At 66.5% G+C, this 21,977-nt stretch carries 24 protein-coding genes; 11 read left to right on the top strand and 13 right to left on the bottom strand.

Features of this window, described 5'->3' with window-relative positions:
• Positions 1-194: 194 nt before the first annotated feature.
• Together rpsT and mutM are read right to left on the bottom strand one after the other, a co-directional pair.
• Positions 195-455, bottom strand: a complete 261-nt coding sequence (gene rpsT, locus AM2010_RS13600) for a 30S ribosomal protein S20 (protein ID WP_047807530.1) — start codon at positions 453-455, stop codon at positions 195-197.
• Between the two features lie 128 nt (positions 456-583).
• Positions 584-1,399: a bifunctional DNA-formamidopyrimidine glycosylase/DNA-(apurinic or apyrimidinic site) lyase gene (gene mutM, locus AM2010_RS13595; RefSeq protein ID WP_047807529.1), complete on the bottom strand. Its 816-nt coding sequence runs from the start codon at positions 1,397-1,399 to the stop codon at positions 584-586.
• 56 nt (positions 1,400-1,455) lie between these two features.
• Here mutM and AM2010_RS13590 point away from each other — a divergent pair, with 56 nt between their 5' ends.
• The 3 genes from AM2010_RS13590 (at position 1,456) to AM2010_RS13580 (ending at position 4,320) form a co-directional block, all read left to right on the top strand.
• Entirely contained in the window at positions 1,456-2,199 is a 744-nt protein-coding gene (locus AM2010_RS13590; RefSeq protein WP_047807528.1) for a class I SAM-dependent methyltransferase, read from the top strand.
• A gap of 103 nt (positions 2,200-2,302) precedes the next feature.
• Positions 2,303-3,859: a 2-polyprenylphenol 6-hydroxylase gene (gene ubiB, locus AM2010_RS13585; RefSeq protein ID WP_047807527.1), complete on the top strand. Its 1,557-nt coding sequence runs from the start codon at positions 2,303-2,305 to the stop codon at positions 3,857-3,859.
• Between the two features lie 32 nt (positions 3,860-3,891).
• Positions 3,892-4,320 (top strand): hypothetical protein, encoded by a 429-nt coding sequence (locus tag AM2010_RS13580; RefSeq protein WP_150115298.1) that lies wholly within the window; start codon positions 3,892-3,894, stop codon positions 4,318-4,320.
• Between the two features lie 7 nt (positions 4,321-4,327).
• Here the strand turns inward: AM2010_RS13580 and AM2010_RS13575 are convergent, their stop codons facing one another.
• On the bottom strand, positions 4,328-4,711 hold the full coding sequence (locus AM2010_RS13575; protein WP_047807525.1) for a DUF4345 family protein: 384 nt from the start codon (positions 4,709-4,711) through the stop codon (positions 4,328-4,330).
• 145 nt (positions 4,712-4,856) lie between these two features.
• On the opposite strand from AM2010_RS13575, the gene coaBC reads away from it, so the two are divergent.
• Positions 4,857-6,140: a bifunctional phosphopantothenoylcysteine decarboxylase/phosphopantothenate--cysteine ligase CoaBC gene (coaBC, locus tag AM2010_RS13570; RefSeq protein ID WP_047807524.1), complete on the top strand. Its 1,284-nt coding sequence runs from the start codon at positions 4,857-4,859 to the stop codon at positions 6,138-6,140.
• Entirely contained in the window at positions 6,137-6,598 is a 462-nt protein-coding gene (gene dut, locus AM2010_RS13565) for a dUTP diphosphatase (RefSeq protein WP_047807523.1), read from the top strand. The genes coaBC and dut overlap by 4 nt, the downstream gene beginning before the upstream one ends.
• Before the next feature lie 77 nt (positions 6,599-6,675).
• On the opposite strand, the gene AM2010_RS13560 is transcribed toward dut, so the two are convergent.
• From AM2010_RS13560 to secB, 4 genes are all read right to left on the bottom strand, one after another.
• Positions 6,676-7,386 (bottom strand): DUF4136 domain-containing protein, encoded by a 711-nt coding sequence (locus tag AM2010_RS13560; RefSeq protein WP_047807522.1) that lies wholly within the window; start codon positions 7,384-7,386, stop codon positions 6,676-6,678.
• Between the two features lie 179 nt (positions 7,387-7,565).
• Positions 7,566-8,582, bottom strand: coding sequence for a tryptophan--tRNA ligase (gene trpS, locus AM2010_RS13555; RefSeq protein WP_047807521.1), 1,017 nt, complete (start codon positions 8,580-8,582; stop codon positions 7,566-7,568).
• Between the two features lie 72 nt (positions 8,583-8,654).
• Positions 8,655-10,226: a murein biosynthesis integral membrane protein MurJ gene (murJ, locus tag AM2010_RS13550; protein WP_047807520.1), complete on the bottom strand. Its 1,572-nt coding sequence runs from the start codon at positions 10,224-10,226 to the stop codon at positions 8,655-8,657.
• Positions 10,227-10,263: 37 nt separating this feature from the next.
• Complete coding sequence (secB, locus tag AM2010_RS13545) at positions 10,264-10,788, bottom strand: protein-export chaperone SecB (RefSeq protein WP_047807519.1); 525 nt, start codon at positions 10,786-10,788, stop codon at positions 10,264-10,266.
• 239 nt (positions 10,789-11,027) lie between these two features.
• Here secB and AM2010_RS13540 point away from each other — a divergent pair, with 239 nt between their 5' ends.
• Genes AM2010_RS13540 through AM2010_RS13530 form a run of 3 tightly spaced genes read left to right on the top strand, consistent with a single transcriptional unit; the run spans position 11,028 to position 13,491 of the window.
• Complete coding sequence (locus AM2010_RS13540; RefSeq protein WP_047807518.1) at positions 11,028-11,678, top strand: Tim44/TimA family putative adaptor protein; 651 nt, start codon at positions 11,028-11,030, stop codon at positions 11,676-11,678.
• Positions 11,679-11,701: 23 nt separating this feature from the next.
• Positions 11,702-12,895, top strand: coding sequence for a murein transglycosylase A (gene mltA / locus AM2010_RS13535; protein WP_047807517.1), 1,194 nt, complete (start codon positions 11,702-11,704; stop codon positions 12,893-12,895).
• Positions 12,892-13,491, top strand: coding sequence for a Smr/MutS family protein (locus tag AM2010_RS13530; RefSeq protein ID WP_047807516.1), 600 nt, complete (start codon positions 12,892-12,894; stop codon positions 13,489-13,491). The genes mltA and AM2010_RS13530 overlap by 4 nt, the downstream gene beginning before the upstream one ends.
• A 28-nt stretch (positions 13,492-13,519) precedes the next feature.
• On the opposite strand, the gene ahpF is transcribed toward AM2010_RS13530, so the two are convergent.
• Both ahpF and ahpC read right to left on the bottom strand, forming a co-directional pair.
• The gene (gene ahpF / locus AM2010_RS13525) at positions 13,520-15,106 is read right to left on the bottom strand and encodes an alkyl hydroperoxide reductase subunit F (protein WP_047808004.1); all 1,587 of its coding nucleotides are present in this window, start codon (positions 15,104-15,106) and stop codon (positions 13,520-13,522) included.
• A 197-nt stretch (positions 15,107-15,303) separates the two neighbouring features.
• A complete protein-coding gene (gene ahpC, locus AM2010_RS13520; protein ID WP_047807515.1) occupies positions 15,304-15,870 on the bottom strand; it encodes an alkyl hydroperoxide reductase subunit C in 567 nt (188 codons plus the stop codon).
• Between the two features lie 281 nt (positions 15,871-16,151).
• On the opposite strand from ahpC, the gene AM2010_RS13515 reads away from it, so the two are divergent.
• A complete protein-coding gene (locus tag AM2010_RS13515) occupies positions 16,152-16,655 on the top strand; it encodes a ComEA family DNA-binding protein (protein WP_047807514.1) in 504 nt (167 codons plus the stop codon).
• Here AM2010_RS13515 and AM2010_RS13510 read toward each other — a convergent pair.
• The gene (locus AM2010_RS13510) at positions 16,640-17,215 is read right to left on the bottom strand and encodes a protein-methionine-sulfoxide reductase heme-binding subunit MsrQ (protein WP_047807513.1); all 576 of its coding nucleotides are present in this window, start codon (positions 17,213-17,215) and stop codon (positions 16,640-16,642) included. The genes AM2010_RS13515 and AM2010_RS13510 overlap by 16 nt on opposite strands.
• A gap of 19 nt (positions 17,216-17,234) precedes the next feature.
• Positions 17,235-18,317 carry a chorismate synthase gene (gene aroC, locus AM2010_RS13505; RefSeq protein WP_047807512.1) on the bottom strand — a complete coding sequence of 361 codons (1,083 nt, stop codon included), beginning with the start codon at positions 18,315-18,317 and terminating at the stop codon, positions 17,235-17,237.
• A 292-nt stretch (positions 18,318-18,609) separates the two neighbouring features.
• Here aroC and ruvA point away from each other — a divergent pair, with 292 nt between their 5' ends.
• Complete coding sequence (ruvA, locus tag AM2010_RS13500; protein ID WP_047807511.1) at positions 18,610-19,218, top strand: Holliday junction branch migration protein RuvA; 609 nt, start codon at positions 18,610-18,612, stop codon at positions 19,216-19,218.
• Positions 19,219-19,253: 35 nt separating this feature from the next.
• On the opposite strand, the gene AM2010_RS13495 is transcribed toward ruvA, so the two are convergent.
• Positions 19,254-19,634 carry a GIY-YIG nuclease family protein gene (locus tag AM2010_RS13495; protein WP_047807510.1) on the bottom strand — a complete coding sequence of 127 codons (381 nt, stop codon included), beginning with the start codon at positions 19,632-19,634 and terminating at the stop codon, positions 19,254-19,256.
• Positions 19,635-19,722: 88 nt separating this feature from the next.
• On the opposite strand from AM2010_RS13495, the gene ruvB reads away from it, so the two are divergent.
• On the top strand, positions 19,723-20,754 hold the full coding sequence (gene ruvB, locus AM2010_RS13490; protein ID WP_047807509.1) for a Holliday junction branch migration DNA helicase RuvB: 1,032 nt from the start codon (positions 19,723-19,725) through the stop codon (positions 20,752-20,754).
• 549 nt (positions 20,755-21,303) lie between these two features.
• Here ruvB and AM2010_RS14245 read toward each other — a convergent pair.
• The gene (locus tag AM2010_RS14245) at positions 21,304-21,918 is read right to left on the bottom strand and encodes a hypothetical protein (RefSeq protein ID WP_053044097.1); all 615 of its coding nucleotides are present in this window, start codon (positions 21,916-21,918) and stop codon (positions 21,304-21,306) included.
• Positions 21,919-21,977: the final 59 nt, after the last annotated feature.

Raw genomic sequence — 21,977 nt, 5'->3', positions numbered from 1 at the left:
CGCTAGGCCGCAGCCCCCCGTACAAGTCGATGAATCTTCGGCATAAACCCGAAAATCACCTCGCGAATCGCGGGCTTCTGCGGGTTTGCAGGCAATCCGGTGTCTTCAATTTGTAACGAAAGGGGGCCGGCGCTTTTACACGCCGGCCCCCATGTCGTTTCAAAACTGTCACGCTCCGCAATGGAGCGTGCGAATCAGAGCGCTGCGACCCGCTTGGACAAACGCGACAGCTTGCGCGCGGCGGTGTTCTTGTGGATCACCCCGCGGGCCACGCCGCGCGCCAGTTCGGGCTGCGCCGCGCGGAGCGCTTCGGCAGCGGCGGTCTTGTCACCACCTTCGATCGCGGTCTCGGCCTTCTTTACGAAGTTGCGGATGCGGCTCATGCGCGCACCGTTGATTTCTGCGCGACGTTCGTTGCGGCGGATGCGCTTTTTGGCTTGCGGCGTGTTGGCCATGTTCGTCCTTGTCTCGGGCTTCGATACGGAAGCCGGAATCTTTCGAATAATCTTGCGGCAAAGCGGCGGTTCGCCCGCCGGAAAGCGCGCGCCTTAGCGGCGGTGGTCCGAATCGTCAAGCACGCGCATCAGCGCTGGCATCGCGGACAGAACCATGTGCTGCGTCCGCCCTGGGCCACGCGGCGCACGGTCCCGCCCTCGCAACGCCGGCACGATTCCCCCTCGCGCCCATAGACGTCGAACCGGGTTGCGAAATAGCCTAGCTCGCCATCGGGCCGGGCATAATCGCGCAAGGTGGAGCCGCCATCGGCAATCGATTGTTCCAGCACTTCGCGAATTGCGGGTACGAGCCGGTCCAGCGCGGCGCGCGAAACCCTGCCCCCCGCCTTGCGCGGATCGATCCGCGCGCGAAACAGCGCCTCGCAGACATAGATATTGCCCAGCCCGGCCACGATTCGCTGATCCAGCAGCAGGAGCTTGATCGCCTGCTTGCGGCCAGCCAGCGCGCGCAGCAGATGCCCTGCACTGAGACCCGGGCCGAGCGGCTCCGGGCCCATCGCGGCAAAGGTGGGAACACTGTCGAGAGCATCGGTGGCGACCAGATCGACCCAGCCGAACCGGCGCGCATCGTTGAGTGCGAAGCGATGATCGGCGGTTTCGAGCACCAGATGATCGTGCTTGTCCGCCCCCTCAGGATCGATCCGCCAGCGCCCGCTCATCCCCAGATGGAACACCAGCGTCCGGTCGCGGTCGGTGTGGATCAGGCCGAATTTCGCCCGGCGGGCGAGGCCGGTCACCCGCGCGCCCGTCAGCATCTGGACCAGTTCCGGCGGGAACGGGCGGCGCATGTCGGGCCGGTTGACCGCCACGCGCACGATCCGTTCCCCTTCGAGGTAGCGGGCAAGGCCGCGCACGGTGGTTTCGACTTCGGGCAGTTCGGGCATGTCCGCCCCCTCTAACACCCTTTGCCCGGGCGGCAATTCCCCCTAAGGCCGCAGCCATGAGCGAACTGGATGGCGAGCGGGTTTCCTTCGGTTACGAAGACGTACCCCCCGAGGAAAAGGCCGCCCGCGTGGGCGCGGTCTTTTCCAGCGTGGCGACGAAGTACGACGTGATGAACGATGCCATGTCGGGCGGGATGCACCGCCTGTGGAAGGACCGCTTCGTCCGCCGGGTGAAGCCGCAACCGGGCGAGGCGATCCTCGATATGGCCGGCGGCACCGGCGACATCGCCTTCCGCATGGCCGAACGCGGCGCCGAAGTGACGGTGGCCGATATCAATCAGGACATGCTCGACGTCGGGATCGAACGGGCGATCGAACGCGGCCTGACCGGCCTTGCCTGGTCGTGCCAGAATGCGGAGGAGCTTGGCTATCCGCGCGCCATGTTCGATGCCTATACGATCGCCTTCGGCATTCGTAACGTCACCCGGATCGACAGGGCGCTGGCGGAGGCGCACCGCGTGCTGAAGTACGGCGGTCGTTTCTATTGCCTGGAATTTTCGACCACCGAATGGCCGGGGTTCAAGGAAGCGTACGATCTCTATTCGCACCACCTCGTCCCCCAGATCGGCAAGGCCATCGCCGGTGATGCGGACAGCTATCGCTATCTGATCGAATCGATCCGCCGCTTCCCCCCGATGCCGGAATTCGAAGGCATGATCCGCGACGCGGGTTTCGCGCAGACGCGGGTGGAGCCGATCATGGGCGGATTGGTCGCGATCCATTCGGGGTGGAAGGTGTGATGCGCTTTTACACACCGATTCCCCGCGAAGGCGGGGATCTCAGCCTGCACCTGACGACCAGGCGGCCTGAGGCCCCTGCCTTCGCAGGGGCTCGCGCCCGCGCATGACCAAGCCTGCCACCCATATCTTCCGCCTGCTGAAATGGGGCCGCACGCTCGCGCGGCACGGCGCGCTGCGCGGGATCGAGAACGATCCCAATACCCCCGGCCCGGTCAAGCGGCTGGCGCGGGTGGCGCGGTTCGGCACGTTCCAGCCGCGTCAGCCCGACTATGCCGGGGCTTTCCGCGCGATCGGGCCCGCCGCGATCAAGCTGGGCCAGTCGCTGGCCACCCGGCCCGACCTGGTGGGCGAGGATGCCGCACACAACCTTCTCGCGCTGCAGGACAGCCTGCCGCCGGTGCCCTATCCGCAGATCGAACAGGCGATTTCGGCGAGCTTCGGCCAGCCGGTCGACATGCTGTTTGCGCAGATCGATCCGGTGCCGGTGGGTGCGGCGTCGATCGCCCAGGTCCACCGCGCGGTAACCACCGATGGGCGCCAGGTCGCGATCAAGGTGCTGCGGCCGGGCATTCGCGAACGCTTCGCGCGCGACATCCAGACATACGAATGGGCCGCCGCGCATCTTGAGGCGCTGGGCGGCGAAGCCACGCGCCTGCGCCCGCGCCTGACGATCGCCAATTTCAAACGCTGGACCAATCGCGAGCTGGACTTGCGGCGCGAGGCAGCTTCGGCAAGCGAGCTGGCCGAAACGATGCACGGCGTCGAACGGTACTGCATCCCGTCGGTCGACTGGGATCGGACCAATGGCCGGGTGATGACCGTCGAATGGATCGACGGGATCAAGATCTCCGACCGCGAGGCGCTGATCGCGGCGGGCCACGATCTGCCCGATCTCGCCCGGCGGCTGGTGCTCGCCTTCCTGCGCCAGGCGATCAGCGCGGGCTTCTTCCACGCCGACATGCATCAGGGGAACCTGTTCGTTCAGGCCGATGGCACGATCGTCGCGATCGATTTCGGCATCATGGGCCGGATCGACCGGCGCGCGCGCCAGTGGCTGGCGGAAATTCTCTATGGCCTGACCACCGGCAATTATCGCCGCGTGGCCGAAATCCATTTCGAAGCGCAGTATGTGCCAAGCTACCATTCGGTGGACGAGTTCGCGACCGCGCTGCGCGCCGTGGGGGAACCGATGCGCGGCAAGCCGGTGAGCGAGCTGAGCGTGGGCCAGATGCTCGACGGACTGTTCGCGATCACCCGCGATTTCGACATGCAGACGCAGCCGCACCTGCTGCTGCTGCAGAAAACGATGGTCATGGTCGAAGGGATCGCGACCCAGCTCGATCCCGAAATCAACATGTGGGACGTTTCGGCGCCTTTCGTGCGGAACTGGATTCGCGACGAGCTGGGGCCGGAGGCAGCGCTGGCCGACCGGATTCGCGAAGACACCGCGACCCTGCTGCGCATTCCCGACCTCGTGCGGCGGATAGAGGACCGCTACCCCGCACGTGGCGGCGCGCCCGAACCGCCCCCGCTGCCGCCGATCGAGCTGATGTGGCAACGGCGCGAGCGCAAGCGGCGCGGCTGGCCCGGCTACCTGCTCGCCGCGCTGATCGGCGGCGGTGCGACCTGGGGCGCAATGGCGCTGGGCTGGATCGGCTGAGCGCGATGGGGTGGGGACAGGCCTTCCGGGCAATGCTGGGCCCCGCACTGCTGACCGGCCCGGCGCTGGGCATCGTCGGCGGGCTTGTTCTGGTCGTCATAACTCTCGCCACAGGAGACGGATCGGGCGGCGGGTTTCTGATGGTCGTTCTGGTCATGGGCATGGCATTCGGGCTGATCATCGCCACGCCGGCGGCGCTGATCGCAGGAACCCCGATGGTTCGCCTGGCCGCCGGCGATCCGCGGTGGGCCCGGCCGAAAGCATGGGCCGCAGCGGGCACTGCGGTGGGCGCTATTGTCGGGGCCCTGTTCGGCCTGTCGATCTACGAAGATGTGGCAGCGTTTGTCATCACCATCGCGTTCGCGGCAGCCCTGGGCCTGCTGGGCGCGCTGCTGTGCCATCGGATGGTCGGCAGCAAGATCGCCGCGATGAACGCGATCGACACCGATATCTTCGCCTGAAGGCCGTTCAGGTCGCCGGATGCGGCAACACACGGCTTGCCACCAGCAGCACGATCACCGTGACCGCTTCCACCGCCATCGGTAGCCAGAATCCCGGTTCCGTCCCATCAGCCGCGACGCTGACGATCCGGCCCAGCAGGGCAATGCCGAACAGCCCCGCCGGCACCAGCAGAACGTCGCCGTTCCGCCGCCACGCGCCGAACAGCATACATACCGCCCCGATCACGAAGAACGCGGTCATGTCCGCCCGCATCGTCGAAAGGCCATCCGGCCCGGCGGCCTTGAGGCCGAAGGTCGTGCCCGAATTGACCGGATCGACCAGAAAGCCCAGGCCGGTGACCAGATAGAACAATCCGCCCACGAAAATGAGCGCCGTCAGCAAGATCCGCATATCCCCTCCTCCATACCGCTTGCCGGGATGTTTACAGCTTCGCGCGGATAAACCACCAGACAATTCGTCACGCCCGCGCCGCCGGGGGTGGCACGCGGCCTGTAGCGCGGCTAGGTTCGCGCGGTGAACAGAAGGACGATCTGCGATGACCGGTGACAGCACAGCCCAGGCACCGCGCATATTGCTCGTCGTCGGCGGGGGCATTGCCGCCTACAAGGCCTGCGAACTGGTTCGCCTGATCCGCAAGGGCGGCGCCTCGGTCACCTGCGTCGTGACCGAAGGCGGGCAACAGTTCGTGACCCCGATGACGCTCGCCGCGCTGTCGGAAAACCCGGTCTATACCACGCTGTGGGATCTCAGGAACGAAGCCGAGATGGGCCATATCCAGCTCAGCCGCGAGGCCGATCTGGTCGTCGTCTGCCCGGCGAGCGCAGACCTGCTGGCGAAGATGGCCGCCGGGCTGGCAGACGATCTTGCCACCACGCTGATCCTCGCGACGGACAAGCCGGTGATGGCCGTGCCCGCGATGAATGTGCGGATGTGGCAGCATGCGGCGACGCAGCGCAACGTGGCGTGGCTGCGCGGAAGCGGGGTGGAGGTGCTCGAACCCGACGAAGGGCCGATGGCCTGCGGCGAGTACGGCCCCGGCCGCCTGCCCGAACCGGAAGCGATCTGGGCCGCCGTCACTGCGCGCCTGGGTGCCGACCGGGCTTCGCACCCGCTATCGGGGCAGCCCGATTTCGATACCGCGCCCGATCATCGCCCGCTCTATGGCCGCCACGTGCTGGTGACCGCCGGGCCGACGCACGAACCGATCGACCCGGTCCGCTATATCGCCAACCGCTCGAGCGGGAAGCAGGGCTTCGCCATTGCCGCCGCTGCGGCAGAGGCGGGCGCACGGGTGACGCTGGTGGCCGGCCCGGTCGCGCTGGAAACCCCGCACGGGGTGGACCGGATCGACGTGGAATCGGCACGCGAAATGGCCGAGGCGGTCGATGGCGCGCTGCCCGCCGACGTCGCGATCATGGTCGCCGCCGTTGCCGACTGGCGCACGCGCGATGTCGCGGGGCAGAAGATGAAGAAGGCCCGATCCGGCCTGCCCGAACTGGTGCTGGCGGAAAACCCCGACATTCTGGCCGGGCTGGCGGCGGGCGAGGCGCGGCCCGGCCTGCTGATCGGCTTTGCCGCCGAGACCGAGAATGTCGTCGACAACGCGAAGGCGAAGCGCGAACGCAAGGACGCCGACTGGATCGTCGCGAACGACGTTTCGGGCGAGCGGCAGGACAGCGTGATGGGCGGCGACCACAACCTGGCGCATATCGTCACCGCCGCGGGCGTCGAAACGCTCGACCGAATGCCGAAAACCGAACTGGCCCGTGCCCTGATGGCGCGGGTCGCGCAGCACCTGGAGCCGGACGACAGCGAATGAGCGATACTGTTCCCGTACGAATCAAGCGCCTGCCCCACGGCGAGGGGCTGGAACTGCCGCGCTATGCCACGGACGGGGCCGCCGGGATGGATGTCGTCGCGGCGGAGGACCTGACGCTGGCACCCGGCGCGCGGCACGCAGTCGCGACCGGCCTCGCCCTCGCCATTCCGCCCGGTTACGAAGTCCAGGTCCGCCCCCGTTCCGGCCTTGCGCTCAAACACGGGATTTCAGTCCCCAACGCCCCGGGCACGATCGATTCGGATTACCGCGGCGAACTGAAGGTCATTCTGATCAACCACGGCAACGAACCCTTTGCGATAACGCGCGGCGACCGCGTGGCGCAGATCGTGCTCGCGCCGGTGACCCGCGCGTCGTGGGACGAAGTGAAGGATCTGGACCAGACCGCCCGCGGGGCCGGCGGTTTCGGTTCCACCGGCGGCCACGCCGCGCTGGGCTGAGGCCGGGGGCCAAGTAGAAAGGGCGGACCCGCTCGCGCAGGCCCGCCCCTTTGGTGATTTGTCCGGCGCGGCAGCGATCAGTCGATCGCGCGCACCGTCTTCTCGCCTTCCGGCTTGATCGAAATGCGGACCGTCTCGCCCGAATTGCCGGGAAAATCGGTGAACATGGCATCGACCAGGTTGGGCACGAGATACTGCAGGCGGTTGGAGGTCGAGAGCGCTTCCGCCTTGCCTTCGAACAGACGCTCGCCATCCGCAGTGCGGTCGATCTTCAGATCGATCCCGCTGGTATAGACGGTGTAGCTGCGCACATCGCGCCCGCCGAACCACGGATCGTAGAAGCCGTAGCCCCACGAACGGCTCGGCATATAGGCCACGCGATAGCCGCGCGGTGTCCGGTAATAGATTGGCCGGCGCGAAAAACCGTACCACGGGTCGTAGAACGGATCGCGGTAAGTGGGCGTGGAATGCACCCGCTCGCGCCCGTTATCGACGCCATAGTCGAACCGGACCAGCAGCGTCGCATTCTCGGGCGAAGCCTGGGTATAGCCGAGTTGCGCCATCTCCGCTTCCACGAAGTCGGCATAGCGGGCGAATTCGAGACCGCCGGCCAGCGCCGGATCGTCGGCCACGACCGCGAAAGTCTGGCCCTGCGGCGCGGGAAGCTGCGACTGGAACCGCGAAACGTCGGCCTTGAAAGGCGTGGCACAAGCGGCCAGCCCGGCCAGGAGCAGCGGAACAGCGGCCAGTTTTATCGCGCGACCCCAGTTCTTCTTGTCGGTGGTCATGGTGTTTTCCCCTTTGGAAACAGATACGCATAGCGCGGCCGTCCCTCACACCGGTGCACGCTGTCATCGATAGGGTGTGTCATAAAGCAGGCGGGCTGAACAGGAATTGAATGCCCATGCTGCATGAACCACCCGTTAAACAACCACTTGGCTAGCGCACATCATGGCTGGCCCAGGCCTCAGCCGCGGACCAGCCCCAGCGCCCTGTAGGCTGCATCCAGCGTGGGCACGGCCCGTTCCCGCGCGCGCGCCGCGCCTTTCGCCAGAATCGCATCGAGCGCTTCGCGGTCTTCCAGCAGATCGCGAAACCGCGCGGTGATGGGCGCGATCGATTCGACCATCAGGTCCGCCAGCGCGGGCTTGAACACGCCGAAGCCCTGCCCGCCGAAACGCGCCAGCACTGCATCGACCGTCTCGCCCGAAAGCGCGCCATATATCGACACCAGGTTCAGCGCCTCCGGCCGACCGACCAGACCGTTGGAATCGGACGGCAGCGGCTCCGGGTCCGTCTTGGCCTTCTTGATCTTCTTCACGATCGTTTCGCTGTCGTCGGTCAGGTTGATGCGCGCCATGTCCGACGGATCGGACTTGCTCATTTTCTTGCTGCCTTCGCGCAGGCTCATGATTCGCGCCGCTTCGGGCGGAGTGATCGGATCGGGCAGGGTGAAGACCGGCGCTTCCTCGCTGGCGAAATCGTTGTTGAATTTCTGCGCGATGTCGCGCGCCAGCTCCAGATGCTGTTTCTGGTCCTCGCCCACGGGCACGTGCGTCGTCTGGTACAGCAGCACGTCGGCGGCCTGGAGCACGGGATAGGTAAACAGCGCGGCGCTGGCGCCCTCGCGGTTCTTCCCGCTCTTGTCCTTGAACTGCGTCATCCGGTTGAGCCAGCCCATCCGCGCGGTGCCGTTCAGCAGCCATTGCAGTTCCGCATGGGCGGGGACCTGAGCCTGGTTGAACAGGATCGAACGGTCGGGATCGATCCCGCAGGCGACCAGCGCGGCGACCATTTCCAGCGTCGCGCGGTGCAGCGCGGCGGGTTCGTGCGGCATCGAAATCGCATGCAGGTCGGCCAGGAAGAACAGGCATTCCGCCCCCTCTTCCAGCTCGTCCTGCATACGCACCCAGTTGCGGATCGCCCCCAGGTAATTGCCCAGGTGGAGATTGCCGGTAGGCTGGATGCCGGAAACGATGCGCATGACGATCCTGTCGCTAGGGGGCTGTGCCCACGGTTGAACGGAACCGGCGCTTCCGGCCCCGGCCGCGCGATGTCAACCCTCGCGGCGCATCAGACGGTTCAGCGTCGCCCGGTCGAGCACGCCCAGAACGATCGCCAGAACGAAGTAGATCACGCCCCCGACCGCCACCAGCACCGCGATGGCCGCGATCCGTTCCAGCGCGTTGCCGGCGTAATAGGCCGCCCCATAAGGCATGGCGTACCACAGCGCCGCGCCCATCAGGGCAGCCGCCAGCACGATCCGCGCGATCCGCCCGGCCACGCGCAGGGTCAGGCGAAACCGGTCGCCCCGCGCCAGCAGCAGGTAAAGCAACGCGACATTGGCCCAGGCCCCGACCGAACCGGCCAGCGCCAGTCCGACCACGCCCAGACGCGGCACGAGCAGGAAATTGAGCGCGACATTGAGCATCAGCGCGGCAAGCGCAGTGAAGACCGGCGTGCGCGTATCCTTGCGCGCGAAGTAATTGGGCACCAGCACCTTGATCAGGACATAGGCGGGCAGGCCAACGACCAGCGCCGATGTGACCGCCCCGGTCGCCATCGCATCGGACAGGGTGAAGGCCCCGCCGGTGTAGAACGCGCGGGTGAACGCGCTGCCGGTGACGAACAGCGCCACGGCGGCGGGCACGGTCAGCAGCATGGCCAGTTCGATCGCGTTCGATTGCAGCCGCCGGGCCGCGTCGTGATCGTCGCTGGCGATATGGCGCGACAGCGCCGGCAGGATCGCAGTGCCCAGCGCGATCCCGATGATCCCCAGCGGAAGCTGGTTCAGCCGGTCGCCCATGGCGAGGAAGGTGTAGGCACCGTCAGGCAGGGTCGCGAGGAAGAACAGGTCGATAAAGCGGCTGATCTGGTACACGCCGGCGCCGAACACGGCGGGCAGGATCAGAATGCCCAGTTCCTTCACCCCCTTCGTCACGCGCGGACGGCGCAAGTTCATGCGGAAGCCGGATCGCCGGGCCCAGAACCAGAGCCACACGAGCTGCAGCAGCCCCGAAACGGTGACCGCGATCGCCAGCAGCTCGCCCGTCGCGCGGCGCGCTTCCACCCCGTCGCCCAGGGTCATGCCCGTCACCAGCGCGGCGATCAGACAGATGTTGAGCAGGATCGGCGCGGCGGCCGCGGCGGCAAAGCGCGACAGCGAATTGAGGATCGCGGCGAACAGCGTCGCCAGGCTCATGAAGGCGAGATAGGGGAAGGCGATCCGCGCCATCAGCACGGCGAGGTCGAACAGCTCGGGATCGTTTTCGATCCCCTCGTTCGCGAACAGGCCGGCGATCCACGGCATCGCAATCAGTGCCAGGCCGCCGAACACGATCAGCACCGGAATCAGAAACGCCAGTACGTCTTCGGCAAACCGGCGCGCTTCGGAAAGATCGTCGGTCCCGGCCATTCGCCGGTTGAACAGCGGCACGAAAGCGCTGGCGAAGGCGCCTTCGGCAAACAGGCGGCGGAAGATATTGGGAAGCTGGAAGGCGAGCTGCCAGGCATCGCCCACCCCACCCGCGCCGAGCACGCGCGCGAGCAGCATGTCGCGCACGAAGCCGAACAGCCGGCTGACCATCGTCAGCCCGCCGATCGTCCCGACGTTTTTAAGCAGGCTCATGCCGGGGGCATCCCGGACATCGGCCGTCGCGGCTCGCTCAGGCTTCGCCGGCAGGCGGGCCGGCTGCCGCTGCTTCCTCCGCCTGCTTGGCCTGGAGGCGCTGGAGATAGAGACCGTTGAAATCGATCGGATCGATTACCAACGGCTGCTGCCCCGCATCGCGGCTGGCATCGGCCAGGATGCGGCGTGCGAACGGGAAAAGCAGGCGCGGTGCTTCTGCATAAAGGAAGGCGTGCGCCTGATCTTCGGGCAGGTTGCGCATCCCGACGAGGCCGCAATAGGCGACTTCGACCAGGAAGGCATTGCCCTGTTCGGCCTTGGCGGTGGCGTTGATCTTCAGTTCGACTTCGTGAACCTCGCCATCGATCTGGCGGGCGGCGATATTGAACTGCACGTCGACCTGCGGCGCATCCTTCCACTGGAACGACGCCGGCGCATTCGGCACTTCGACCGACATGTCCTTCACATACTGGGTGATGATCCCCGCAGCGGGCTGGTTGTCCGCGCCATTGGGTGCGGGATCGAGGTCGAGATCGGTAAGCACGTCGCCTTCGTCGGCCATGATGGATACGCTTTCGTCGAAAGATGAACCTGGTTCCCGCTCCAGGGCGGGTTCGGGGGCGCGCCTAGCACCCCCGGTCGATGCCCGCAACTCGCGCATCGCCTGTGGGCCACAGCACCAGGCAGACGCGGGATGGGCACGGTGTCACGCGTTGTTCATTTGTATTTTAACACTATCTAGGGCACGATTGGCACCGGCGCGGCACCTTGCCGGCCCGAAAGACAAACGGACAGAAATTTGTGATCTACGAAATCGTCATCCTCGCCATGATCGCGGCCTTCCTCGGCATGCGGCTCTATTCGGTTCTCGGCCGCCGTGCCGAGCATGAGGAGGAGCCGATTCCGACCCGGTTCGACAAGGGCAAGCAGGATGCCGAAACCGCCACTGCGCCGATGCGCCGGCAGGCGATGCCGGTGCCGCGCGCAGCCGGCGTGGTTCCCGCGGTGGAACGCGGCGTGCAGGAAATCGCCGCAGCCGATCGCACGTTCGATCTGATCAGCTTCCTCGAAGGTGCCAAGGGCGCTTACGCGATGGTCCTGGAAGCGTTCTGGAACGGCGACCGCGATACGTTGAAGGAACTGTGCGACGACGATGTCTACGCAGGTTTCGACGCCGCGATCACCGCGCGCGAGGAAGCGGGCGAAACGCTCGACAACCGCCTTATCCGGATCGAGGATACCACGGTCCACAGCGCCGATGTCGAAGGGCGCCGGGCCCGTATCGCGGTCCGTTTCGTCGCCGATATCGCCGCGGTGACGCGCGACAGCGACGGCAATGTCGTCGCCGGGTCGCTCGACGATGCGATCGAAAGCCGCGATGTCTGGACGTTCAGCCGGAATGTCGATTCGCCCGACCCGAACTGGGTACTCGACGAAACCGACGAGGGTTGACGCACCGCTAGGGGGGACGGGCCATGCGCCGCTGGGGAATTCTGGCCGCGCTGGCGGCTCTGCTGACAAGCTGTACCATCGTGCCGGGCGGGGAAACTCCGCGCCCTGCCGGACCGCCGAGCGCCCCGCCGACCAGCGTGGCGAGCGCCGCCTTTGCCGGGGTCGCGGCAGGCCCGGCGATAGAGACGCTGGGCATCGAAGAAGGCGATGCGGGCACCGCCCTTGCCGCTTTTCTCGATAGCTGTCCGCGTCTGCTCGGCCATTCCGATGCCAGCGGACTGACATATCCCGAAGACTGGCGCCCCGCCTGCGACGCGGCGCGCACCTGGCCTTACAACCGGGGCCGCGAATTCTTCGCGCGCTTTTTCGAAACCGCCCGGGTGGGCGACGGTGCGGCCTTCGCCACCGGCTATTTCGAACCCGAAATTCGCGGCAGCCGCACACGGCGCCCCGGCTATGACGTACCCGTCTATGGCATGCCGGACGATCTGGTGCGCGCCTGGCCCGAAGACATGCCGGAACGCGAACGCACCGGCCGCCCACCGCTGGGCCGTTACGACGCGAGCGGCAAATTCGTGCGCTATTTCGACCGGGCCCAGATCGAAGCCGGCGCACTGGCCGGGCGCGGGCTCGAAATCGCCTGGGCCGCCGATCCGGTCGAACTCTTCTTCCTCCAGATCCAGGGATCGGGCCGCCTGGCCCTACCTGGCGGGCGCGTGATGCGAATCGGCTATGCCGGGCAGAACGGCCGCGAATATGTCGGCATCGGCGGGGTCATGCGCGATCGCGGACTGATCGGCGACGGCCCGGGACAATATCCCGGCTCGATGCAGGGGATCATGGCCTATATCCGCGAAAATCCGCGGGAAGGCCGGGAACTGATGCAGCTCAACAAGAGCTGGGTCTTCTTCCGCGAGTTGACCGGCGACGGGCCGCTCGGTTCGATCGGGGTGCCGGTGCGGCGCGAAAGCTCGGTCGCGGTCGATCCCTCATTCGTCCCCTACGGCGCGCCGGTCTGGCTGCAGCTTGACCGACCCGAAGCGAACGGCCTGTGGGTCGCGCAGGACACGGGCGGCGCGATCAAGGGGCCGAACCGGTTCGACACCTTCTGGGGCGCGGGCGAGGAAGCGCGCCAGATCGCCGGGGGGATGAGCGGGCGCGGACAGGCGCTGATCCTGCTGCCGAAAGGTGCGGTGGCCCGCCTCGACCGGCGATGACCGCGCCGCGCGGTCTTTCGGAGGAAGAACGCGCGGCCTGGGAACGCCTCGCCGCGACCGTTACGCCCCTGCGCCCGGCCCATCGCGGCAAGCCTGCCGGGCGGGCCGCCGGTTCCGATGCGGCCCCTTCTCCGCCGCCGCCACCTGCCAGCCACTCCGCCACGAAGCCCGCGAAGCTGCCACCGCAGACGCGGCGGGTCGCGCCCCCGCCCCCGCCAAAGCCCGCCGCGCCCGTGCCTGCGCGGGAGGAGGCGGGGCTCGATTCGCACTGGGACCGCCGTTTTCGTGCGGGGTCGATCGCGCCCGATTTCACGCTGGACCTGCACGGCCACACGCTCGACAGCGCCCACGCCCGGCTCGACGACGGGCTGGCCCAGGCCAAGGCAATGGATGCACGGGTCGTGCTGCTGATCGCGGGTCGTTCGCGCCCGGTCGATGCGGCCGATCGCGGCAGCCGGCGCGGGGCGATCCGGGCCAAAGTGCTCGACTGGCTCGCTGCCGGCCCCCACGGCACCGATATCGCCGCGATACGAAAAGCGCACCGTCGCCACGGGGGCGAGGGTGCGCTCTATCTCATACTCAAGCGGCGGCGGTGACGCCGGGCGGAGATAACTCCGGGCGGCTTCAGGCCGCTTCCGCCACTTCGGCAGGTTCGTTGCGAATGAGGTAATCGAACGCGCTCAGCGCCGCTTTCGAACCTTCGCCCATCGCGACCACGATCTGCTTGTAGGGCACAGTCGTGCAGTCGCCGGCCCCGAACACGCCGGGCAGATCGGTCGCGGCATTGCCGTCGATCGCGATCTCGCCGAACTTGCTCAGCCCCAGACCACTGTCCTTCAGCCACTCTGTATTGGGGACGAGACCGATCTGGACGAACACGCCTTCCAGCTCCACCCGATGCTCCTCGCCGCTGGCGCGGTCCTTGTAGACCAGGCCGTTGACCCGCCCGTCGGCTCCGGTGATCTCGGTCGTCTGGGCATTGGTCAGCACGGTGACGTTGGGCATGCTGTGCAGCTTGGCCTGCAGCACCTCGTCCGCGCGCAGCTTCGTATCGAATTCGATCAGCGTCACATGGCCGACGATCTTGGCCAGGTCGATCGCCGCCTCGACGCCCGAATTGCCGCCGCCGATCACCGCGATCCGCTTGCCCTTGAACAGCGGGCCGTCGCAGTGCGGGCAATAGGCCACACCCTTGTTGCGATATTCCGCCTCCCCCGGCACGCCGAGGTTGCGCCAGCGCGCCCCGGTGGCGAGGATCAGCGCGCGCGTTTTCAGCGAGGCGCCATTGGCGAAGACCACTTCGTGCATCCCGCCCGGTTCGCTGGCGGGGATCAGCTTTTCGGCCTGGAGCCGGTCCATCAGGTCGATGTCGTATTCGCCGACATGGCTTTCGAGCTGCGCGGCCAGCTTCGGCCCTTCGGTATAGGTCGTGCCGGTCAGGTTCTCGATCCCCAGCGTATCGTGCAGCTGCCCGCCGAAGCGTTCGGCCGCGATGCCGGTGACGAAACCCTTGCGCGCGGTATAGATCGCGGCCGAGGCACCCGCCGGGCCGCCGCCGACGACGAGCACGTCGAACGGCTCCTTTTCCGCCAGCTTCGCCGCCTGCCGCTCGCCCGCTCCGCTGTCGAGCCGGGCGAGGATGTCGTCGACATTCATCTTGCCGTTGAAGAACGGCTCCCCGTTCAGGAACGTCGCGGGCACGGCCATGACGTCGCGCGCGTCGACTTCGTCCTTGAACGTGCCGCCTTCGATCAGGGTCGCGGTGATCCGCGAATTGGTCAGCGCCATCAGCGTCAGCGCCTGCACCACGTCGGGGCAGTTGTGGCACGAGAGCGAGAAATACATCTCGAAGTTGTAATCCCCTTCCAGCCGGGCAATCGCCTCCAGCGTTTCGGGGTCGACCTTGGGCGGATGGCCGCCGGCCCAGAGCAGGGCGAGCACCAGCGAGGTGAACTCGTGCCCCATCGGCAGGCCGGCGAAACGGACCCACTTTTCCGCGTCCGAAGCGCGGCGGATGATGAAGCTGGGCCGCCGCTCGTCCGTACCGTCGAAGCTGGCGGAAACCATGTCGTGCAGGCCCGCGATCTCGGTCAGGAGAGCGCGCGTTTCTTCCGACTTGGCATCGTCGCCCAGCGAGGCGACCAGCTCTATCGGCTCGCGCAGGTTGGCGAGGTATTGCTTGAGCTGCTGCTGCATTGCGGTGTCGAGCATGGCGAAACTCCTGATCGTAAAAGCGTCATCGCTGCGCCACCGGTCGCGCCGGCAGGCGAATGCGCGCCGCATCCCGCGATGAAAGGCGATGCGCGCGGTCGATGAAGACCCGGGGCGCTAGGGGGGAGAGGGGACAGGCCCCGGGCCTTCTCAGTGACCCGGGCCCGAAGGCCCGGGTTCCTGTATTCGGGATCGGATCAGATCTTGCCGACGAGGTCGAGCGAAGGAGCCAGCGTGTCGCTGCCTTCTTCCCACGCCGCGGGGCAGACCTGGCCCGGGTTCTCGCGAACGTACTGCGCCGCCTTGATCTTGCGGGTCAGTTCGTTGGCATTGCGGCCCACGCCTTCGCAGGTGATTTCCATGATCTGGATCACGCCGTCGGGATCGACCACGAAAGTCGCACGGTCGGCCAGGCCCATTTCCTCGCGCAGCACGTTGAAATTCTTGGACAGCGTGTGCAGCTGGTCACCCAGGAACGGGAACTTGAGCTTCCCGATCTTTTCCGAGGTGTCGTGCCATGCCTTGTGGCTGAAATGCGTATCGGTCGACACGCCATAGACTTCGACGCCCATGCTCTGCAGCATGTCGTACTTTTCGCCCATGTCTTCCAGCTCGGTCGGGCAGACGAAGGTGAAATCGGCCGGGTAGAAGAAGAACACCGACCACTTGCCTTCCAGGTCCTTTTCCGAAACTTCGAAGAAGTCCTTGCCCGCCTGGAATGCGGTGGCGGTGAACGGTTTGATCGTGCTTCCAATGATACCCATGTCTGAAGTCCTCTTTTTCAGGTGTGAAACTCGAAGCCCCAGATAGTGACTGTTGCAATGCACAAAAGCGTTTTTGTGCGATGGCTAGCATCGGAATTTTCGATCAATCGACGGATCGATCCGAAAAGTCCGGCAGATGTTTGATTTTTCGCCGTGCAATGTCCCGGAACCCGTCGGCGGAGGTGGCGAGGAGCCTTGGCGAATTAGTTATTGCAAGGGGTTCGCAACATGCGCGAGCCTGCTAAGGTGCCGCCTTTCACAACGCAAAAGGACTTCCTGAAATGCGCAAGATCGTACTCGCCGCCATGACCGGCACCGCCATGACCCTGGCGGCATGTTCGGACACCGCCGAAGACACTGCCGCCCCGGCCGATGAAGCTGCCACCGATGCAGCCGATGCCGCCGCAGAAACCGCCACTGCCGTGCTGGATGCCAACACTGCCACTACCGCGCAGCTTGCCGCGGTCGAGGGCATCTCTGCCGAACTGGCCGACACGATCGTTGCCGGACAGCCCTATGCCGACGTGACCGACCTGCACACCGCGCTGCTGGAAAACGTTTCGCAGGAAGAAGCCACCGCAATCCTCGTCAACGTCTTCGTGCCGATCGATCTGAACAGCGCCAGCGAAGAAGCGATCGCCCTGATCCCGGGCATGACCGATCGCATGATCCACGAGTTCGAGGAATATCGTCCTTACGAGGATATGGCCGAATTCGACCGCGAGATCGGCAAATATGTCGACGAGGACGAAGTCGCCCGCTTCCGCAACTACGTCACCCTCTGACGGCGCTGTAGCCAGACCCGCAGCAATTCGACGGCGGCCAGCACCCCGATGTGGATGTAGGCCGTCGTCGGATCGAATGCTGCCAGCACCCAGTGCACGAAGGTCAGGATCGCCGCTGGATAGACCAGCCGGTGCAACCGCTTCCACGACCGCTTGAGCGCGCGCACGGCCACGTCGTTCGATGTCACCGCCAGCGGAATGAACAGCGCCAGCGCCAGCCAGCCGGTCAGCATGTCGGGCGAACCGGCAGCATCGATAATCGCAGGCAGCGATGCCCGGTCGGTCACATAGATAGCCGTATGCCCGGCGGCATAGGCGAAGCTGGCCACGCCCAGATCGCGCCGGCGGCGCATCAGCCACAAGGTCCATCGCTGGCGGCGGAACAGCAACCGGGCCGGCGTCACCGCCAGTGTCACCATCAAGAGCCATGCCGCCCAGTCCCCGCTATCGCCGATGGCGTGGCCGAAACCATAAGCCTCCGGCGTGGCCCACCAGCGCCACGCGATCCACACGCCGGGCAGCGCCAGCAGGGCCCATAGCAATGGGCGGCGGTTCAGCATCTTCTGGTTCCGCCGCCGGCTAGCCGCATTGCGCGCGGTGGAGCAGTTTGTGATCGGCCAGAACCAGCGCCATCATCGCTTCCACCACTGGCGCGCCGCGTATGCCGACGCAGGGATCGTGTCGTCCCTTCGTGCGAACTTCGGTCGCGTTTCCGTCGCGGTCGATACTGGCAACCGGCGTCAGGATCGAACTGGTCGGCTTGAACGCCACCCGACACACCACTGGCTGCCCGGTGGAAATGCCGCCGGCGATCCCGCCTGCATGGTTGGCGGTGAATTCCGGCCCGTCACCCGCTTTCCCGGAAGCGGCAGGCCGCATGGGATCGGCATTGTCCTCCCCCCGCAGGGTCGCCGCGCCGAAACCGTCGCCGATCTCGACCCCCTTGACCGCGTTGATCCCCATCATCGCACTGGCGAGATCGGCGTCGAGCTTGGCATAGACCGGCGCGCCCCAGCCGGGCGGAACGCCCTGCGCGACGCATTCGACCACTGCGCCCAGGCTCGACCCCTGTTTGCGCGCCGCGTCGACCAGCCCTTCCCACCGCGCGACCGCGCGCGGATCGGGGCAGAAGAACGGATTGTCGCCGATCGTGGCCAGGTCGATCGCCTCAGGGTCGATCCGGTCCTCCCCGATCTGGACGACATAGGCGTGGATCGTCACTTCGGGGATAGCCAGCCGCGCCACTGCCCCGGCGGCCACGCGCGCCGCGGTTTCGCGCGCGCTCGACCGGCCGCCGCCGCGATAGTCGCGAAAGCCGTACTTCGCGTCGTAGGCATAGTCGGCATGGCCCGGGCGATAGGTATTGGCGATCTCCGAATAATCTTTCGACCGCTGATCGGTGTTCTCGATCATCAGGCTGATCGGGGTGCCGGTGGTCTTCCCCTCGAACACGCCCGACAGAATGCGCACCGCGTCCGCTTCCTGCCGCTGGGTGGTAAACTTGCTCTGCCCCGGACGGCGCGCGTCGAGGAAGGGCTGGATCGCCTGCTCGTCCAGCGTCAGCCCCGGCGGGCACCCATCCACCACCGCGCCCAGCGCAGGGCCGTGGCTTTCGCCCCAGGTCGTCATGCGCAGGACGCGCCCGAATGTGTTCCAGCTCATGGCCGTGCCTTGTGTCCGATGGTGCGGGGGCTGTCCACTTCACCTTTGCTGCGGCCATGCGAAGAACCGTTTTCCTACAGGCACCGGCCTATGCCATGGTCGCCCGTACTATGCCGCCCTGCCCCGCCCCCTTTCCAGCGCTCTGCCCTGCCGATCAGGGGATGCTGCGCGGGGCCAATTTTTTTGCTCCAGGACAGTGTAACATGCGGTCCATGTCTCCGATTTCCGCGGGCTTGCGGACAAATGCACCACAGCGCTGGCCAAACCGCCCGCGCTCGGGCAGGAACAAAGCATGATTGCGAAACTGCGGGGCCTGCTGGACGAAACCGGCACCGACTGGGCGGTGATCGACGTCGCGGGCGTCGGCTATCTTGTCCATTGTTCGTCCAAGACGCTCGCCGCGCTGGGCGAAACCGGGGAAGCCTGCACCGTCTATACCGATTTGCAGGTGAGCGAGAACGACATGCGCCTGCTCGGTTTTGCCGAAGCGGGGGAACGCGACTGGTTCCGCCTGCTGACCCAGGTGCAGGGCGTGGGCAGCAAAGTCGCGCTGGCGATCCTCTCCACCCTCTCGCCGGGTGAACTCCAGGCGGCCTGCTCGGGCGGCGACGCGGCCATGGTCGCCCGCGCGCAGGGCGTGGGGCCTAAACTGGCCGGGCGGATCGTCAACGAGCTGAAGGACAAGACCGGCGCCCTTCCCGGCGGGGGCATGGCGGGCGCTGCGATCGGCGCGGCGGCCCCTGCGGGCGGCGCCAGCGCCGATGCCGTATCCGCACTGGAAAACCTCGGCTTCAAACCCGCCACCGCCGCCCGCGCCGTCGCCGCCGCGCAAGGCGAACTGGGCGAAGACGCGAGCGAAAGCGACCTGATCCGCGTGGCACTGAAACGGGCGGCGGGATAGTGCTTCACTCTCTCCCCCGTCATCCTGAACTCGTTTCAGGATCCATTGCGCCCCCCGCACAAAGCCGGCGGCTCGAAGCCGAGTCCCACCGCCAGGTCCGCCCAATGCGGGTTGTCCCGCTCGATCAGGTTGATCTTCCACTGCCGGTGCCAGCGTTTGAGCTGCATCTCGCGCAGGATCGCCGCTTCCATGTCGCCGAACATCTCGTAGCGAACGAGCCGGTGGACCCGGTATCGCTTCGTGAATCCGCCCGTGATTCCTTCGCGGTGCTGATAGAGCCGCTGTATCAGATCGCTGGTGACGCCGATGTAGAGGGTGCCGTAGCGACCGCTGGCGAGGACGTAGACGCAGGGGTTGCGCTCGAACGGCATGGTGCGGAGGGTGCCGGGAGATGGATGCTGAAACAAGTTCAGCATGACGGATCGAGTCGGAAATGGATCGGGTTCCCTCCCTGTCACCCTGAACTTGTTTCAGGGTCCATTTAGCGTCTAGCGCTACACCGGCATGACCGACCCCGTCCCCCTCCACACTCCCGATCGCCAGCCGGACGATCCCGATGCTGCGCTGCGGCCCAAGTCGCTGGGCGAATTTATCGGGCAGGAGGCCGCGCGAGGGAACCTGAAGGTCTTCATCGAAAGCGCGAAGTCGCGCGGCGAGGCGATGGACCACGTGCTGTTCTTCGGCCCGCCGGGGCTGGGAAAGACCACGCTGGCGCAGATCGTGGCGAAGGAACTGGGGGTCGGCTTTCGCGCCACGTCCGGCCCGGTGATCGCCAAGGCGGGCGATCTGGCCGCGCTGCTGACCAACCTCGAACCGCACGATGTCCTGTTCATCGACGAGATTCACCGGCTGAACCCGGTGGTGGAGGAAGTGCTCTACCCCGCGATGGAAGATCGCGCGCTCGACCTGATCATTGGCGAGGGGCCCTCCGCCCGCAGCGTGCGGATCGACCTGCCGCCCTTCACTCTGGTCGGCGCGACGACGCGGCAGGGGCTGTTGACCACGCCGCTGCGCGACCGCTTCGGCATTCCGGTGCGGCTGAACTTCTACACGCACGAGGAACTGGACCGGGTCGTCACCCGCGGTGCCCGCCTGCTGGGGATGGATATCGACCCTGCCGGCGCGCGCGAGATTGCCCGCCGGTCGCGCGGCACCCCGCGCGTCGCCGGACGGCTGATGCGGCGGGTGCGCGACTTTGCCCATGTCGCGGGCGATGGCACGGTGACCCGCAAGGTCGCCGACGAGGCGCTGACCCGGCTGGAGATCGACCGGCTCGGCCTCGATGCGATGGATCGCCGCTATCTCACCATGATCGCCACGACGTACCGGGGCGGCCCGGTCGGGGTCGAAACGCTCGCCGCCGGCCTCGCCGAACCGCGCGATACGGTGGAGGAAGTGGTCGAACCCTATCTGATCCAGCTTGGCCTGATCGCGCGCACGGCACGGGGGCGATGCCTGAACGAATCGGGCTGGCAGCACCTCGAAATGGCTCCGCCCAAGGGTGCGCAGTCGGGTTTGTTTGACGAAAATTCCTAACGCGGCGGCAAGGAATTGCGCGGTTTCCGCCCCATCGCGGGACAAGTCCGGCCGCGGCTCCGCAATCTGCCGATTTTTTCGCGTTTTCGGCGGCGCAAGACGGTTAATGCGATTGCCCTGACCTCTCCAATGCGTCTTCCTGAAGGCAGAGGGATCAGCCGGGATGCCGAACTCGTCGGCCTTGGCGCTCCCACGACGCAATTTAGAGAGCTTGCCCATGTCGGTAAAAATGGCCCTGGCGAAATTGTCCGCGACTGCCGCGGGCGGTATGCTGTTGGCAGGTGGCGCGGTCCACGTGGCCGAAATGCCCGTCACCGATAAGCCGTCGTACAAATCGGCCAAGGGAAAGACCGAGCCGGTCCGCTATATCAAGCAGGCCCCCAAGAAGGTCGCCCAGCGCACCATCCCCAGGGAAACCACGCGCAAGCGCCGCATCGTGCGCCGTACGGTCGAATGCGTGCCCGCCACAGGGCCAATGGGCCCCGGCGCCGCTCCGGTCGCGCCCGTCACAGCGTATGGCGACGCCTATTCCGAAGAGTGCCCCCCGGTTTACCAGGTGGCGATGGCCCCTGTTCCCCTTCCGCCCGCACCGCCGGTTTCCGGCGGCAGCAGCGGCGGCGTGACCGTGATCGGCGGCAGCGGCGGTGTTGGCGGTTTCGGCGGCGGATTTTTCGGCGGTTTCTTCGGCGGCAGCGGGGGCAGCAGCGGCAGCGTTGTCGTCACCTCCACTTCGTCCGGCGGGTCGACTTCGACGTCCGGGGGCTCGACCTCGACCTCTACCGGCGGCAGCTCCACCTCCACATCGACCGGGGGCAGTTCGACCTCGACTTCGACCGGCGGCGTGACGTCGACGACATCTTCGTCGACCGGCGGCGTTACCTCGACCACGTCGTCTTCGACGTCCACCGGCGGGGTGACATCGACCACTTCGACCTCGGGCAATGTCTCGACCAGCACGTCGACTTCGGGCAATGTCACCAGCAGCACGAGCACCAGCAGCTCGACCAGCTCGTCCACCAGTTCGAGCACGAGCAGTTCGACCAGCTCGTCGACCTCCAGCTCCACCTCGAGCTCGAGCAACGGCAGCACCAGCGGCACCCAGGTGCCCGCGCCGCCGATGACGATTCTGTTCGGCCTCGCGGCAGCCGCAGTGCTCGGCCGCAAGAAATTGCGCCTCGTCCGGGGCGCCTAGAAGCACACTCCCACGCTTCGAACTCGCAAGA

The organism is Pelagerythrobacter marensis, assembly GCF_001028625.1.
In the GTDB taxonomy this organism is placed as follows: domain Bacteria; phylum Pseudomonadota; class Alphaproteobacteria; order Sphingomonadales; family Sphingomonadaceae; genus Pelagerythrobacter; species Pelagerythrobacter marensis.
The sequence above is the reverse complement of the archived record's forward strand: the minus strand, read 5'-3'. Positions and strand labels throughout refer to the sequence as shown.

What these genes read in the sequence shown, in the direction of transcription:
- rpsT (WP_047807530.1), bottom strand. Translation starts at nt 455, where the DNA reads ATGGCCAACACGCCGCAAGCCAAAAAGCGCATCCGCCGCAACGAACGT.
- mutM (WP_047807529.1), bottom strand. Translation starts at nt 1,399, where the DNA reads ATGCCCGAACTGCCCGAAGTCGAAACCACCGTGCGCGGCCTTGCCCGC.
- AM2010_RS13590 (WP_047807528.1), top strand. Translation starts at nt 1,456, where the DNA reads ATGAGCGAACTGGATGGCGAGCGGGTTTCCTTCGGTTACGAAGACGTA.
- ubiB (WP_047807527.1), top strand. Translation starts at nt 2,303, where the DNA reads ATGACCAAGCCTGCCACCCATATCTTCCGCCTGCTGAAATGGGGCCGC.
- AM2010_RS13580 (WP_150115298.1), top strand. Translation starts at nt 3,892, where the DNA reads ATGCTGGGCCCCGCACTGCTGACCGGCCCGGCGCTGGGCATCGTCGGC.
- AM2010_RS13575 (WP_047807525.1), bottom strand. Translation starts at nt 4,711, where the DNA reads ATGCGGATCTTGCTGACGGCGCTCATTTTCGTGGGCGGATTGTTCTAT.
- coaBC (WP_047807524.1), top strand. Translation starts at nt 4,857, where the DNA reads ATGACCGGTGACAGCACAGCCCAGGCACCGCGCATATTGCTCGTCGTC.
- dut (WP_047807523.1), top strand. Translation starts at nt 6,137, where the DNA reads ATGAGCGATACTGTTCCCGTACGAATCAAGCGCCTGCCCCACGGCGAG.
- AM2010_RS13560 (WP_047807522.1), bottom strand. Translation starts at nt 7,386, where the DNA reads ATGACCACCGACAAGAAGAACTGGGGTCGCGCGATAAAACTGGCCGCT.
- trpS (WP_047807521.1), bottom strand. Translation starts at nt 8,582, where the DNA reads ATGCGCATCGTTTCCGGCATCCAGCCTACCGGCAATCTCCACCTGGGC.
- murJ (WP_047807520.1), bottom strand. Translation starts at nt 10,226, where the DNA reads ATGAGCCTGCTTAAAAACGTCGGGACGATCGGCGGGCTGACGATGGTC.
- secB (WP_047807519.1), bottom strand. Translation starts at nt 10,788, where the DNA reads ATGGCCGACGAAGGCGACGTGCTTACCGATCTCGACCTCGATCCCGCA.
- mltA (WP_047807517.1), top strand. Translation starts at nt 11,702, where the DNA reads ATGCGCCGCTGGGGAATTCTGGCCGCGCTGGCGGCTCTGCTGACAAGC.
- AM2010_RS13530 (WP_047807516.1), top strand. Translation starts at nt 12,892, where the DNA reads ATGACCGCGCCGCGCGGTCTTTCGGAGGAAGAACGCGCGGCCTGGGAA.
- ahpF (WP_047808004.1), bottom strand. Translation starts at nt 15,106, where the DNA reads ATGCTCGACACCGCAATGCAGCAGCAGCTCAAGCAATACCTCGCCAAC.
- ahpC (WP_047807515.1), bottom strand. Translation starts at nt 15,870, where the DNA reads ATGGGTATCATTGGAAGCACGATCAAACCGTTCACCGCCACCGCATTC.
- AM2010_RS13515 (WP_047807514.1), top strand. Translation starts at nt 16,152, where the DNA reads ATGCGCAAGATCGTACTCGCCGCCATGACCGGCACCGCCATGACCCTG.
- AM2010_RS13510 (WP_047807513.1), bottom strand. Translation starts at nt 17,215, where the DNA reads ATGCTGAACCGCCGCCCATTGCTATGGGCCCTGCTGGCGCTGCCCGGC.
- aroC (WP_047807512.1), bottom strand. Translation starts at nt 18,317, where the DNA reads ATGAGCTGGAACACATTCGGGCGCGTCCTGCGCATGACGACCTGGGGC.
- ruvA (WP_047807511.1), top strand. Translation starts at nt 18,610, where the DNA reads ATGATTGCGAAACTGCGGGGCCTGCTGGACGAAACCGGCACCGACTGG.
- AM2010_RS13495 (WP_047807510.1), bottom strand. Translation starts at nt 19,634, where the DNA reads ATGCTGAACTTGTTTCAGCATCCATCTCCCGGCACCCTCCGCACCATG.
- ruvB (WP_047807509.1), top strand. Translation starts at nt 19,723, where the DNA reads ATGACCGACCCCGTCCCCCTCCACACTCCCGATCGCCAGCCGGACGAT.